This window comes from Vibrio sp. T11.5 (genome assembly GCF_027587155.1).
In the GTDB taxonomy this organism is placed as follows: domain Bacteria; phylum Pseudomonadota; class Gammaproteobacteria; order Enterobacterales; family Vibrionaceae; genus Vibrio; species Vibrio neptunius.
The window spans coordinates 1-14235 of record NZ_JAPPTP010000043.1 but is presented as its reverse complement, the minus strand read 5'-3'; the positions used below and the strand labels follow the sequence as shown (position 1 = coordinate 14235).

Here is a 14235-nt window from a genome sequence, read left to right as displayed (position 1 = left end):
TCAAGAAACTTTCTCTCAAAGCGGAGGTGCATTCTAGCGAGATAATTTGAAGAGTCAAACACTTTTTCAAACTTATTTTCTCAGAAGCTTTTCACCTCTCTAACACTGCTGAAGCCTTGTGGCGTCTGCCGTGTAAGTGGATGCGCATTATAGATAGACGAGGAAAGAAGGCAAGCACAAAAACCGTTTTTTTGATAAAAAAATGCTTGAATGACTATTAATCATTCAAGCGCTTATTTAATACCAATTTATCATCACCTTATTGGCAATATACCCACAAAAGACTGTGGATAACTAGTCATCAGTATCGAAGAAATAAGAGATCCTTGAGCGAGGATTTAAATACTCACGAACTTTATCTGGCAGTTTATTTGGCAGAATAGCATTGACTATCTTTATTTCCTTCTCTGCCAAATCGATGATGGGGGCTTGCGTTCTCGGAACCGAGGGGTCATAGATAAGGACGTTGGGGAAAAGAATGTTACGTGCATTCACCGATATCACTAACCCCACCATATCATTAGACAGTTGTACCACGGTTCCCGGAGGGTAGATGCCCATGAACTTAATTAGGATATTTAGGTTTTCGTTGTTGTATAGATGCTTACAGTTCTTATATAGATGAGAAAGTGCCACATAAGGTATCTTTTGCTCTGAAGGAACGTTGCTGTGGCACAGGTTGTCGTAAGCATTAGCTACTGAGATAATTTGCGTCAGCTCATCAATTTGCTCCCCTTTCAAACCTTCTGGATAACCCGAGCCATCATTCAACTCATGGTGCTGGGCAATGACCGTACTTGCACTTTCAGGAAAGCTCTCCATATTATTCGCGATATCCAAACCGTATTTAGTATGCAGTTTAAGATAGTTCTTTTCTGGTTCGCTTAAAGGGGTCTGCTTACGTACAATTGCAGAAGGGACTTTGACTTTTCCCATATCGTGGAAAAGAGCAGCAAAAGCGACTTCTTTAATTTTCTGCGCTTCAAGCTTCTTAGCTTGGGCTATCATCATGGCGATGACGGAAACATTGAGGCAATGGAAATAAATATCTTCAAATTCACTTTTACCGTTCATCAAGTGTAACGTGACATGATCATCACTAAGTAGCTTATCAACGATATCATCAACCAACTGCGCAGCTTCATCCACGGCCTGTTCTGGTCGGTTGCGAATTTTATTCATTACTGCACGCATTCTCGATAGCGAGCGCTCAAACTCTTTTTCGCAATTGATCACTCTGCGCCGATACGCACTGAGCTTTTCAATCCGATCTTGTTTCTCTTTCCATAACTTCTGTGCTTCAAGATCGATCTCCTCTGCTGAAGCATCATCCTTTTTCTCAGTCTCAGTCGAAGGGGGAAGAGGTTGAGTATCACTTTGATTCGGATTCATAAAGACATGCTTAATGCCTAAGTGACGAATCAAACGGATCTGTTCCTCGTCTTTAATCTTAAAGCTATTAAACAAAAACGGGTGCTCATTCCATTTGACAGGGAGTCGGATATGCAACCCTGGCTGGAGCCTGTCTACGGTGATTTTTATGCTAGCCACGATTTATATACAAATTAATCCTTGAAATAATTTAGGTGATGTAAGCACTGCGTTTACCAATGGCAAACTTGGGACGTGCCCTCCATTCGACTACTTCACTACATCGCAATGCAGCATCCAACGAATACCAAACTGATCTTCTACTTTTCCAAAACGCCCTCCCCAAAAAGTGTCAGATAAGTTCATCATTATATGACCTCCGTGTGACAACTTGTCGAACAATCTGGCCTGCTCATTGAGATCGTCCAATACCAACGACAATGCCATATGATTGCCAGAACGCTCTTTTGCCACTAGACCATCCGATAGCATCAGCTTCATCCCAAATGCTTCACATTCTGCATGCATAATCCAATCAGGATCGGCGCCCTCTATATGTTGTGGTGCATCCTTAAAATACTGCTTGGTGACAACAACACCGCCAAAAGCTTTGCAATAGAATTCCAGAGCTTCATCACAACGCCCAGCGAAAAATAAATAGGGGGTGAGTTGATACATGGATTTGGGTCCTTTCAGATAACATTCCTTTTTAAAAGATAGACAATAATTGCTTAACTAGCAGAAAAAATTAAAGATTTTTGAGATTTATCAGCGTAACTATAAGCGCTGGCAAGACAATTGGGACACTAAAAATGCATGAACATAAGAAGGGATGCTATTAGACAGCCAGGCTCATCACTTTAATACTGGAATGGAAATTTATTGAGTTTAGAAACAACAAAGCCCCGACTTTCGTCGAGGCTTCGCTGTTTAAATATGGTACCGGTGGGCGGACTTGAACCGCCACGCCCGAAGGCAACGGATTTTGAATCCGTCGTGTATACCAATTTCACCACACCGGCATCATTAGGCTATTGCCCTTTGATGGTTGGCATTATACGTAAGCAAAGTATTCGTGCAAGTGCAAAAGACTGAATTAATTGCCGTTTGCTGATAAAATCACCACAAATTATTAAGCTGTGCGCAAAGTCTCTTTTCAGACTCACAGTGAAGCTATATTCTGACGCCTTCTAAAATTTGGGTAAGTTATTATTATGTCGACAACAGATACCCTGCCACCAGCAGGATTGATGCGCCGCCTCGGTGCATTGTTTTACGATGGTCTGATCGTGATTGCGATTGAAATGATGGCTGCTGGCGTCGTAATTGCAGTTTTGCATGCGCTGGTTGCTATGGGTGGATTTAATGCTGCTCCGTACGCAGACGTCAGCGACTTTCTCACCAATCACCCAATATGGGGACCAGTTTATACTTTGTATCTCGCCGTCGTTTGGATCTACTTCTTTGTTTTCTTCTGGACTCGCGCAGGGCAAACTCTTGGTATGAGAGCTTGGAAAATACAAGTACGCAACGCCGATGGCAGTGCAATCTCAACTACTCAGGCTTTAATTAGAATTGCGACATCAGGCTTTGGACTAGCTAATTTTACTGTCCCGATTGATCCGAAAAAGCGTGGCTTCCATGATATTTGGGCTAAGACACAAGTCGTTGTCTTACCTAAAGCTCAATAAAACAGAGGAAGGCATTGCCTTCCTCTTATTCTATCTATATCTGATTTAATCGACTTTCAGCTCTTTAAGCATTGATTCAGGTAAAGCTAACTCGTTATTGAGGTTCACTTTGATCCCTGCATCAATAATCGTCTGGGCTATTTGCTTTGCTTCTTCAAGAGAGTGCATGGCTGCAGTGCCGCATTGATATTCGTTTAATTCCGGGATCTTGCTTTGGTTTTCCACTTTAAGCACATCTTGCATTGCTGATAACCAAGACTGAGCGACCTGATCTTCTGTTGGCTTGCCAATCAAACTCATGTAAAAACCAGTACGGCAACCCATTGGCGAAATATCGATAATTTCTACGCTATCACCGTTTAAGTGACTGCGCATAAAACCTGCGTACAAATGCTCCAAAGTGTGAATACCTTTCTCAGAAAGAATGTCTTTGTTTGGCGCAGTAAAACGTAGATCAAACACAGTAATGGTATCGCCTTTCGGCGTGGTCATCGTCTTAGCGACTCTCACCGCAGGGGCATTCATGCGAGTGTGATCCACAGTAAAGCTATCTAATAATGGCATTATCCTTCTCCTTCCTACCGAGCTAGAAAAACCAGCTCCGGTTGCTTTCCAGTTCTTGCTGGCACTGTTTGAGTTGCCAACCATAATCCTTTGCCTGCTGCTCAACTTTACGAGCAACTTTGATCAATGAAGGTTTGGATTGATAAGTTTTACGCTTATAACCACCACGTCCTTCATGATAGGCCAAATATTGATTGTAAGGATCCCATTTGGAGATCCCTAGCTGCTTCTGGGTTTCACTTGTGTACCAACCAATAAACATCAATGAATCATCAAAGTTGGTTCTCGAACCACCATGGCCTGTCGCTTTTTGAAAATCTTCCCATGCGGGGTCTTGTGCCTGCGCGTATCCGTAAGCGCTACTGACTCTCCCCCAAGGAATGATTCCCAACAGGTAATCTTTAGGCGGACGAGCGTCATGGCGAAAGCTACTTTCTTGCTTTACAAACGCCATCGCAACCTGAATAGGCGTCCCCCACTTTTCCTGCATATCCGCCGCATCATCATACCAATCTTTATGCTCACGGAAGATATCACAAAGATTGCTTTGATTCTTAGGTGGCGCCGTCGAACAACCACCTAAAGCCATCATACTGATTAGCAGTAAAGTCCTTTTCACAGCTTTTCCTATGACTTTAAATAAGCAAAATAGTCATCTAGGAATTCATCAAAACTGAGCGTATCAGCTTGCTCGGTGTTTACTTGTGCATCACGGGAACGTTCAACTTCTTGCTCCATTACTTGCGCACTATACACTTGGAACGCATGATTCAAATGTTTTTCGCGGTACTGTAGGCCGAATTCACAGCCAACTTTACCCAGTCCACCCAAGCGCTTAGTGTCTGCCAAAAGCTGGCCAGAAATTGTCAGCTCCGGGTTATTTATCCAAGTCATCAACTTATGGCAAACCGATTGATAGGCTTCTCCACCAACAGCTGCATCCATCTTCTCTGCAATTAGAGTAATCTCATCGAATACACGTTGTGCCCAATCTTGTAGAGTCAAGATTTCACCTTTACAACCAATCTGCAGTTCTAGGCCTGGCTTACGCCCAGATTCAATCACTTTATTCCAGTTTTCACGCCAACATGCTTGCTCACAGAAATCCATCGGCTCTGATTCAGTAATCGCCGCCCATGTAAGGAATAGGTCTAAGAAGCGAATCTGGTCTTCATCAATACCAATCGGGCTATATGGGTTAACATCTAATGCTCGTACTTCGATATATTCAACCCCACCACGCGATAGAGCTTCGGATGGTTTCTCACCACCTTTTGCTACGCGTTTAGGTCGAATTGGTGCGTACAGTTCGTTTTCAATTTGTAATACATTGCTGTTTAACTGGCGATATTGACCGCCTACCTTAACTCCAATTTCAGCAAACTCAGCAGACGGCGTACGTATCGCTGCATTAAGGCCATCCAAGTATTCTTCCAGACTGTTGAAACCAATTTTCAAGATGCTCTGAGCACTATTGGTGTAACCCAGATCACTCATACGCAAAGAAGTCGCATGGGGAAGATATAGGGTTTCACCGATATTTTCGAAAGGTAGCTTACTATCTCTTCCTTTTATAAAAGAAGAACATAGCGCTGGAGAAGCACCAAAGAAATAAGGAATCAGCCAGCCAAAGCGGTAGTAATTACGAATTAGGCCAAAGTATGCTTCAGACTTAATCGTCTGACGCTCTTGTTCAGATTGCTGTCCGTACAGTGCATCCCAGAACGACTCTGGAAAAGAGAAATTGAAGTGCACACCAGAGATGATTTGCATCAGACTACCATAGCGACGCTTCAAACCTTCTCGGTAGAGGGTTTTCATTTTACCTGAATTAGAGCTTCCATATTGCGCAAGATTGATATCATCTTCTTGGCTAACATAACATGGCATGGAAAGCGGCCACATTTTCTCTTCACCCAATTTAGTTTGAGTAAAGTGATGAATGTCCTCTAACTGCGCAGTCAGAGTTTTGATGTCACTGGATACAGGCGTGATGAACTCCAGCAATGATTCCGAAAAATCTGTCGTAATCCAATCATTCGCATAAGCAGAGCCCAGCTCTTTCGGATGAGGAGTCGTAGCCAGCCTGCCATCCTTTTTATAACGCAGAGTTTCTCTCTCTACACCACGACTAAAGGATAGAAAAATATCAGGGGTTTGTGCAACTCGCTCCAGTCGCGCAGCAAAATCAGTCAAAATGAAGGTTCGCTTATAGTCTTGGTCCAATTACTTCTGGACCGTTTAAATTATCAGAGGGCAGGAGCTTCGCCAAACCCTCTCTCATGCTTTAATTTATGTGTACTCTAGCGGACGATTTCAAGCTCTTTTACTGGGATTTGCAAACTTTCTAGCTGAGGCTTTAGCGATTTTGCATCTCCAACCACAATGATCTGATATGTATCAGGGGTAAACCACTTGGCTGCCATCTGATTCAAGGTATCTTTACTCACTGTATCGACAATCTCATTGCGCTGCTTGAGGTAGTCTTCGTCCAGACTGTAAGCCAGAATACTACTTAACAGCTGTGCTTTCTGTGAAGGCGTTTCATACTTCAGAGCATCTTGTTGACCGACTGCTAAGCGTAAAAATTTCATTTCCTCATCTGTCATTCCTTTTTCACTATACTGACTCAGCTCGTGTTCTATCTCTTTGATAGAAGCAACCGTTGAGTCGGCACGAACTTGAGCAGAGAAAACAATGGCACCAACTTCTCGATTCGCCGCGAAGTAACCACTTGCCCCGTAGGTGTAGCCTTTATCCTCGCGCAGATTCTGATTTATCCGGCTGTTGAAATTACCTGCCAAATTAAAATTTGCCAATTGTGTTAAATATACTTCGCCTGTTGCATCAAAAGGCAGACCCTGACGTACAAAACGAACAATACTTTGTGGTGAGCTTGGTTTATCAATCAAGTAAATTTTCTGTGGGCCCTTTTTATTTACAAGTTGTGGGCGTAATAGAGGTGCTTCTTGCCCTTGCCAATCTTCTAAAAAGGCCAATTCATTCTTAACCTGACGCTTGGTAATATCGCCTACTACGACAATCTGAGCACCGTGTGGGGTGTAATGTTGGCGATAAAATGCTTTGACGTCATCCAAAGTCAATTCAGATACAGACTCTTTCGTTCCATCACTAGAGCGTTGGTAGATAGAGCCAGAAAACAATACTTGTCTTGTCGCTTGAGACGCCAGCCAACTTGGCTTCTGATGTTGGTAAACAATCCCTTCTAGCATCTGTTGCTTATTACGTTCAAAGTCGGATTCATTAAACGCAGGTTTAAATAAGACTTCCTCGACAATAGCCAAGGTTTGAGGCAAATTTTTCTCAAGGCTAGAAACGGAAATACTGGTCGTATAATTCGCCGCACTGATAGATACAGTGCTGCCCAGTTTATCCAACTTCGCCTGCAGCTGTTCGACAGTTGAATCTAACGTCCCTTCTTCCATCATCGCAGCCGTTAGATTCGCTAGACCTTCTTTGCCTTGTTGAACATAGCGTTCACCAGCTGGGAAACGAATTTCTAGTTGAACCGTAGGCGTCTCACTACTTTGAGTACCCAATAATTCGGCACCATTATCGAAGTACAGTTTGTACAACTTAGGCATTTGCGCCTTCACAGCTTCAGCTACTTCAGGCATCACTGAACGATCAAACTCATCGACTGGGCGGCGATAAGCGAGATCTTGATCCTTGATCTTCTTATGCTCTGGTAGCGTTCTTTCTGGTGTAACAAAAGTCGCGGGTTCAACAACGTAATCGAGTTTACCTTTAGGTACCACACTCAACGTCACTTTGTGATGGCCGTTAAGGAAATCCTCATAAGCTTTCATGACAGATTCTGGCGAAACCGCACGTATTTGCTCTAACTGAGTTTGCAGCCGATCAGGCTGTCCAAAGAAAGTCTGGTTGGCAGCGAGCTGAGACACCTTACCTTTTACGCTTTGTAGTGCGAATACTGAACTCGCTTCCGCCATACCAATGTTCTGATCTAGACGAGCCTGCTCTACCCCTTGTTCTTCAAACTTCTGCAACGTCTGCATCAGCGCTTCGTAAAGTGGTTTCAGTTTACCTTTCTCTCCTGACGGAGCCATCGCATATACGTAGAAGTTACATGACAGCTCTGAACAATCTTGAAATGCGCCCGCATCAACGGCTTTTTGTGTTTTCACCAATTCTTGGTAAAGCAGGCTATTGGCCCCCTTGCCTAAAACGTTAGCAAGCGCATTCAATGAAGCTTCTGCCTTTTCTCCGAGATACGTCGTCGGCCAACCCACCAAAACCATAGGTTGTTGAATACGATCTTCAAGCGTGATGTATTTATCTTCTGTCAGCACTGCAGGCTGCTTTGGAGCCTGCTTGACTTCAGGCCCCTTGGGAATGGAACCGAAATACTTATTAATCCATAGCAGTGTCTGCTCGACATTTATATCACCACCTATTGTCAACACAGCATTATTAGGCCCATACCAACGTAGGAAAAATGCTTTAAGGTCGTTGACATCAACACGATCGAGATCTTCCACATAACCAATGGTTTGCCAAGAGTACGGGTGACCTTCTGGATAAAGCGCTTCGCCCATCCTTTCCCACATCAGGCCATATGGTCTGTTGTCATAATTTTGTGCACGTTCGTTTTTCACCGTATCTCGCTGAATCTCAAACTTGCGCTGTGAAACAGCATCAAGCAGGAACCCCATCCGATCAGATTCCAACCAAAGCATTTTTTCTAACTGATTCGAAGGCACCGTTTCGAAATAATTGGTTCGATCGCGATTAGTGGTCCCGTTAAGGGTACCTCCTGCTTCGGTAATGATTTTAAAGTGCTCCTGATCCCCAACATGCTCACTGCCTTGAAACATCATGTGCTCAAAAAAGTGGGCAAAGCCTGATTTACCAATTTCTTCCCGCGCAGAGCCGACATGGTAAGTGACATCAACATGGACCAAAGGATCAGAATCGTCAGGAGAAAGAATAACCGTTAAGCCATTATCAAGTTGATATTTGGAGTAAGGGATCATCGCCTTACCTGGCTCTGCTGGCACTTCCTCAATCAAAGAGACGCCTTGAGGAAGTGAAGATAGCTGAAAATCAGAAAAGAGTGTGTTGCTTGAACAACCATAAAGAGCAACGAGAGAAAATGCACCTAGCCAGATTTTTCTCATGACATCTCCTAGAAAAAACCGTAGTAAAGGGCTGCCAACAGGCTATACCGCAATGTTTTACCAACCGCGATTAACCATAAACAAGGCCAAAAACGCATTCGCAACCAGCCTGCAGCCAAACAAAGCGGATCACCTATAACAGGCAACCAGCTAAATAAAAGGGACCAATAGCCGTATCGACTCAGCCATTGTAGTGCTTTATGACCATACTTTTCGTTTTGAGTTCGATTGGGCAACCATAAACCCAGCCAGTAATTAGTCAGGCCACCTAAGGTGTTCCCTAAGGTCGCCAAAGCAATAACAGAAAGTGTGGAGTATTGATTGAGGTTCAAAACGGCAATCAACCCAGCTTCTGAACCTCCTGGAAGCAGGGTAGCACTCAGAAAGCCAGACAGGAATAGAACCCAAAGTGCAGAATCAGAAAACCACAGAGCGATACTTTCAAACGCGACGTTAAACGTCTCTAGCACTGCATATCAAGCAAGATCTTGCCTCGCGTATGTCCAGTTTCAATTTGTTTATGCGCGTCCATCACCTGATCCATAGGGTAGATATGCTGGATCTCAGTTTTCAGCAGCCCGACGCTGACCATGTAAATCAAGGCGTCTAACTGTTCAGGGTTCGGATCAACCAGCATGCCTGTCGCTTCAAATCCAAGCAATTTGGCCTTTTCGCAAATCAGCTCTGCTGTGATAGTCGGCACAGTCACCACTTTAGCCCCATCTTTCAGGCACTTGAGCGCGTCCAAAGCCGCATCTCCACCGACAAGATCGATCAGCACGTCGGCTTCTTCAACGCGCTCTGAAACAGGGGAAAACTGATAGTTCACCGCATGGGCACCTAAAGTTGCCATGTAATCAAGGTTGGCTTCACTGCAAGTGGTAAAGACTTCAGCCTTCGCGGCCACAGCAACCTGAATTGCAATATGACCAACGCCACCGGCACCAGCGAGAATCAGCACCCTTTGACCTTCCTTAACACTAGCTTTGTCCAAAGCCTGAACCGCGGTTTGCCCTGCCAGAGGTAACACCGTTGCGGCTTCTAAAGTGATAGACTCTGGTACTAAGCTAAGTTCGGCCTCAGGCACACACACGTACTGACTGTAGCCGCCGCCTTGAAGCGGGAAGCCAATAAAGCCGGCCACTTTGTCACCCGCAACAAATCGCTTTGCTTGCTCGCCACACGTCACCACTTCACCAGAAATATCATATCCCGGTACCCAAGGTAGGTTATCTTTATTCTGTGAAGCGGCCCAACCAAGCCCTGCACGTGTTTTCACATCGATAGGATTAACGCCAGCAAAAGCGACTTTAATCAACACCTCACCTTGTTGAGGCTCAGGCACAGCGCTAGTTTGAATGGCTAAGACTTCAGGATCACCAAATTGAGTTATCGCGATTTGTTTATTTTCCATGTCATCATTTCCCTATCGATACGAAAAAGGGATGCGAAAGCATCCCTTTGAATATATACCATTTATTGGCTACAAGTTAACTGCCTATTCTCAAATTGACTAATAACTTACGTTAATTCACCAATGCTAAGAGAATACCTGCAGCCACCGCAGAACCCAAAACCCCCGCAACATTAGGCCCCATTGCGTGCATCAGGAGGAAGTTTTGTGGGTTAGCATCCAAACCAACCTTATTCACCACACGCGCCGCCATAGGTACGGCAGATACTCCAGCCGCACCGATCAATGGATTGATATCTTCTTTGGAAAACTTATTCAACAACTTAGCCATTAAGACACCGCCTGCAGTACCAATACTGAAAGCAACAGCACCTAAAGCAAGAATACCTAAGGTCTCTACATTGAGGAATTCTTCCGATTGAAGCTTGGATCCCACTCCTAAACCAAGGAAGATGGTGACAATATTGATTAATTCGTTCTGCGCCGTTTTCGACAATCTATCCACCACACCCGCTTCGCGCATCAGGTTACCGAGACAAAACATACCAACTAGTGGGGTCGCTGAAGGTAGAAACAAGATCGTCATCAACAACACAGCAAGTGGAAAGAGAATTTTTTCAGCTTTGCCTACATGGCGCAACTGAGCCATCTTAACCTTGCGTTCTTCAGGTGTTGTCAGCGCTTTCATGATCGGTGGCTGAATGATAGGCACAAGAGCCATATAGCTATATGCTGCTACGGCAATCGCACCGAGAAGGTCCGGTGACAACTTGCTTGCTAAGAAAATAGCGGTTGGGCCATCAGCGCCACCAATGATGGCAATCGAAGCCGCATCAGGCATGCTGAATTCCATGCCCGGCACGTAATTGAGTAGAATCGCGCCAAACAGCGTCGCGAAGATACCGAATTGCGCAGCGGCTCCTAGCCACAAGGTCTTTGGATTGGCAATCAAAGCACCAAAGTCAGTCATTGCTCCTACGCCCATGAAAATCAGTAACGGGAAGATCCCCGACTCAATCCCCACATAGTACACGTAGTAAAGCAATCCGCCCTCATCGGTAAAACCTGCATTAGGTATATTGGCCAAGATGGCACCAAAGCCAATGGGCAATAAAAGTAAGGGCTCAAAACCTTTACGAATAGCCAAAAACAACAGAATACAACCAACCAGAATCATACATATCTGGCCAAACTCAAAGTTAGCAATCCCTGTTTCTGACCATAAGGTCATTAATCCGTCCATGATGCTCCCTTACGCCAGACTCAATAGCGGTGCGCCGACCGTTACTGAATCACCTTCTTTAACGTGAAGCTCTTGAACCATACCGCCACGGGCTGCACGAACTTCAGTTTCCATCTTCATCGCTTCGAGGATCAGAAGTACTTCACCCTCTTCAACTTGAGAGCCACTTTGAACATTCACTTTGAAAATATTCCCTGCTAATGGCGCAGGAACCATCTCTGAATTGCCTGATTGAGCAGCCGAAGCTGGCGACGCCTGTTGAGGCGTTGAGCCAGCCGGAGCAACAGATGTCAATTGACCTTGTGGGCCAACTTCTACATCGTAAATTTGCCCGTCAACTTTCACACTGTAAGTCTCGATAATACCCTTTTCTGGCTGAGGAGCAGGCACTGCCACAGGCTCTTCTTTACCTGGAGTAGGTTCGAAAGCATCAGGATTATGACGATTTTTAAGAAACTTCAGACCAACCTGAGGGAAGAGTGCGTAGGTCAAGACATCATCAATCGTATCTGCCGCCAATGAAATGCCGTCTTGTTTCGCTTTGGCCAGTAAATCTTCAGTAAGGGTATCTAATTCAGCTTCGAGTAGATCAGCAGGTCGACAAGTAACAGCCTCTGCACCATCCAGTACTTTAGCTTGTAGCTCTGGATTGACTTCAGCCGGAGCGACGCCGTACTCCCCTTTTAAGACGCCCGCTGTCTCTTTAGTGATGCTCTTGTAACGCTCACCCGTTAGTACGTTAATTACGGCTTGTGTGCCGACAATCTGCGAAGTTGGTGTCACAAGAGGAATGAAACCCAAATCTTCGCGCACGCGCGGGATCTCGTCCAATACTTCATCAATACGATCCGCCGCACCTTGCTCTTTAAGCTGGCTTTCCATATTCGTCAGCATGCCACCTGGCACCTGAGCGATAAGAATGCGTGAATCGACTCCTTTCAGCTGACCTTCAAACTTAGCATATTTTTTACGAACTTCGCGGAAGTAAGCCGCTATTGGTTCAATCTCATCCAACTTAAGGTTGGTATCACGCTCTGTACCTTGGAGCATAGCAACCACAGTTTCGGTCGGAGTGTGACCGTATGTACCACTCATTGAGGAGATCGCAGTATCAAGAATATCGACCCCAGCTTCAACTGCTTTGACTGCTGTCGCAGTAGAAAGGCCGGTCGTTGCGTGACAGTGAAGTGCTAAAGGAATATCGGTCGATGATTTGATACGAGAGATCAGCTCTTCCGCTTCATACGGCTTAAGCAAACCTGACATATCTTTAATGCATAAAGAGTGGCAACCAAGATCTTCAAGGCGCTTCGCCAGATCAACCCAAGTGTCGGTATTGTGAACCGGGCTAGTAGTATAAGAGAGCGTACCTTGTGCGTGAGCGCCTACATCGACTGCAGCCTTGACCGCTTTCTGGAAGTTGCGTACATCGTTCATTGCATCAAAAATGCGGAATACATCCATGCCATTGGCGTGTGCACGTTCGACAAATTTTTCAACCACATCATCTGCGTAGTGGCGATAACCTAGCAGGTTTTGGCCACGAAGCAGCATTTGCATAGGTGTATTGGGCATCGCTTTTTTAAGCGCACGTAGGCGTTCCCAAGGATCTTCTCCTAAGAAACGGATACACGCATCAAAGGTAGCACCACCCCAGGTTTCTAAAGACCAGTACCCCACTTTATCGAGCTCCGCTGCGATAGGTAACATATCTTCAAGACGCATACGAGTAGCAAACAGTGACTGATGGGCGTCACGAAGCACCACGTCGGTTAAAGCTAGTGGTTTAGACATGCTCATTAACTCCTTTTAATCCATTTAAATGCTACTTAGCAGTAGAAGTGCGATGTTGATGCACCGCAGCAGAAATCGCTGCAACTACCTTGGGGCTAATAGCAGAAGAGGTTGGTTGAATCTTATTATTTTGTTTCGGTGTAGCGATCCGCTCTGGCACTTCTTCTGGCACTAGTTTAGACATTAGCCGAACGAGATAGACGAGAATAGTTAGGAATATAAATACTACGGCCATCCCTGTAAGCATCAGGGTCGCAGCATCTACTAGCAGGCTTCCAATATTTTCCATTTTAAGCATCCTTTCTTTGTCATCCTGACAAGATATTGGCCATTTAATAATTGGGGCTTCGTGTCCTAAATGACCTTTTTAACGTCAGTTCTGTGCTGACGTTTCCTTTCAGGAAAAGTAGTCAAATATCCTGATAAGAGGTCTAGGATTATCTCGATTGGTTAAAATTTGTCAATTTTGTTTAAAGCACTCTTGATGATATTGCACATTTCTAGGGATGATTGCGTCATAAAAATCACATAAATCTGCAACCTGAGACGATATAAGAATAAATAACTGCCTATTTTCAGACGTTATTGAATAAATTGAATGATTATTGTCACAGGAAGGAATGTTTTCTAGAAAACCTATAGAAAACATAAATTTATAAAATAAAGGTTAACAAAATGATAATAAATTGTTAAAAGAAAAGCCCTGCTATTTCTAGCAGGGCTTTTATATGGTGGCGCGCTCGGAAGGATTCGAACCTTCGACCGCCTGGTTCGTAGCCAGGTACTCTATCCAGCTGAGCTACGAGCGCGCAATGTTTTATATTGAAGAATCAATATCAGGTCAGTGACCTTAATTAGTGGCGCGTCCTGGAGGATTCGAACCTCCGACCGCCTGGTTCGTAGCCAGGTACTCTATCCAGCTGAGCTAAGGACGCACGGGATGTTCAACAAGTTTTAAACTTACCAAACGAAATAGTGGCGCGCTCGGAAGGATTC

12 protein-coding genes and 3 tRNA genes are annotated in these 14235 nt (G+C 44.7%); 1 reads left to right on the top strand and 14 read right to left on the bottom strand.

Going from position 1 to position 14235, the window contains the following annotated elements:
- Positions 1-294: 294 nt before the first annotated feature.
- The 3 genes from OH455_RS22890 to OH455_RS22880 form a co-directional block, all read right to left on the bottom strand.
- Positions 295-1551, bottom strand: coding sequence for an HD-GYP domain-containing protein (locus tag OH455_RS22890; protein ID WP_045977464.1), 1257 nt, complete (start codon positions 1549-1551; stop codon positions 295-297).
- Between the two features lie 90 nt (positions 1552-1641).
- Positions 1642-2049, bottom strand: a complete 408-nt coding sequence (locus OH455_RS22885; protein ID WP_045977465.1) for a VOC family protein — start codon at positions 2047-2049, stop codon at positions 1642-1644.
- Between the two features lie 259 nt (positions 2050-2308).
- Positions 2309-2393, bottom strand: a tRNA-Leu gene (locus OH455_RS22880).
- 192 nt (positions 2394-2585) lie between these two features.
- Here OH455_RS22880 and OH455_RS22875 point away from each other — a divergent pair.
- On the top strand, positions 2586-3062 hold the full coding sequence (locus OH455_RS22875) for an RDD family protein (RefSeq protein ID WP_206370052.1): 477 nt from the start codon (positions 2586-2588) through the stop codon (positions 3060-3062).
- Positions 3063-3107: 45 nt separating this feature from the next.
- Here the strand turns inward: OH455_RS22875 and luxS are convergent, their stop codons facing one another.
- From luxS to OH455_RS22820, 11 genes are all read right to left on the bottom strand, one after another.
- Entirely contained in the window at positions 3108-3626 is a 519-nt protein-coding gene (luxS, locus tag OH455_RS22870) for an S-ribosylhomocysteine lyase (protein ID WP_206370051.1), read from the bottom strand.
- Positions 3627-3648: 22 nt separating this feature from the next.
- Entirely contained in the window at positions 3649-4245 is a 597-nt protein-coding gene (locus tag OH455_RS22865; RefSeq protein WP_269982897.1) for a transglycosylase SLT domain-containing protein, read from the bottom strand.
- Between the two features lie 8 nt (positions 4246-4253).
- The gene (gshA, locus tag OH455_RS22860) at positions 4254-5822 is read right to left on the bottom strand and encodes a glutamate--cysteine ligase (RefSeq protein WP_269982896.1); all 1569 of its coding nucleotides are present in this window, start codon (positions 5820-5822) and stop codon (positions 4254-4256) included.
- Positions 5823-5929: 107 nt separating this feature from the next.
- Positions 5930-8788 carry a M16 family metallopeptidase gene (locus OH455_RS22855; protein WP_269982895.1) on the bottom strand — a complete coding sequence of 953 codons (2859 nt, stop codon included), beginning with the start codon at positions 8786-8788 and terminating at the stop codon, positions 5930-5932.
- A gap of 8 nt (positions 8789-8796) precedes the next feature.
- Positions 8797-9258, bottom strand: coding sequence for a YqaA family protein (locus OH455_RS22850; protein WP_269982894.1), 462 nt, complete (start codon positions 9256-9258; stop codon positions 8797-8799).
- The gene (locus OH455_RS22845) at positions 9252-10202 is read right to left on the bottom strand and encodes an NADP-dependent oxidoreductase (RefSeq protein WP_045977471.1); all 951 of its coding nucleotides are present in this window, start codon (positions 10200-10202) and stop codon (positions 9252-9254) included. Before OH455_RS22845 ends, OH455_RS22850 begins: the two co-directional genes overlap by 7 nt.
- Positions 10203-10314: 112 nt before the next feature.
- Positions 10315-11445 (bottom strand): sodium ion-translocating decarboxylase subunit beta, encoded by a 1131-nt coding sequence (locus OH455_RS22840; protein WP_045977472.1) that lies wholly within the window; start codon positions 11443-11445, stop codon positions 10315-10317.
- 9 nt (positions 11446-11454) lie between these two features.
- Positions 11455-13239: a sodium-extruding oxaloacetate decarboxylase subunit alpha gene (oadA, locus tag OH455_RS22835; RefSeq protein ID WP_269982893.1), complete on the bottom strand. Its 1785-nt coding sequence runs from the start codon at positions 13237-13239 to the stop codon at positions 11455-11457.
- A gap of 31 nt (positions 13240-13270) precedes the next feature.
- Positions 13271-13528 carry an oxaloacetate decarboxylase subunit gamma gene (locus tag OH455_RS22830; RefSeq protein ID WP_269982892.1) on the bottom strand — a complete coding sequence of 86 codons (258 nt, stop codon included), beginning with the start codon at positions 13526-13528 and terminating at the stop codon, positions 13271-13273.
- A gap of 443 nt (positions 13529-13971) precedes the next feature.
- Positions 13972-14048 (bottom strand) — tRNA-Arg (locus OH455_RS22825).
- Positions 14049-14097: 49 nt separating this feature from the next.
- Positions 14098-14174: transfer RNA gene (locus OH455_RS22820), tRNA-Arg, on the bottom strand.
- Positions 14175-14235: the final 61 nt, after the last annotated feature.

Coding starts and splice junctions, on each gene's coding strand:
- OH455_RS22885 (WP_045977465.1), bottom strand. CDS start 2,049: ATGTATCAACTCACCCCCTATTTATTTTTCGCTGGGCGTTGTGATGAA.
- OH455_RS22840 (WP_045977472.1), bottom strand. CDS start 11,445: ATGGACGGATTAATGACCTTATGGTCAGAAACAGGGATTGCTAACTTT.
- oadA (WP_269982893.1), bottom strand. CDS start 13,239: ATGTCTAAACCACTAGCTTTAACCGACGTGGTGCTTCGTGACGCCCAT.
- OH455_RS22845 (WP_045977471.1), bottom strand. CDS start 10,202: ATGGAAAATAAACAAATCGCGATAACTCAATTTGGTGATCCTGAAGTC.
- OH455_RS22875 (WP_206370052.1), top strand. CDS start 2,586: ATGTCGACAACAGATACCCTGCCACCAGCAGGATTGATGCGCCGCCTC.
- OH455_RS22830 (WP_269982892.1), bottom strand. CDS start 13,528: ATGGAAAATATTGGAAGCCTGCTAGTAGATGCTGCGACCCTGATGCTT.
- OH455_RS22855 (WP_269982895.1), bottom strand. CDS start 8,788: ATGAGAAAAATCTGGCTAGGTGCATTTTCTCTCGTTGCTCTTTATGGT.
- luxS (WP_206370051.1), bottom strand. CDS start 3,626: ATGCCATTATTAGATAGCTTTACTGTGGATCACACTCGCATGAATGCC.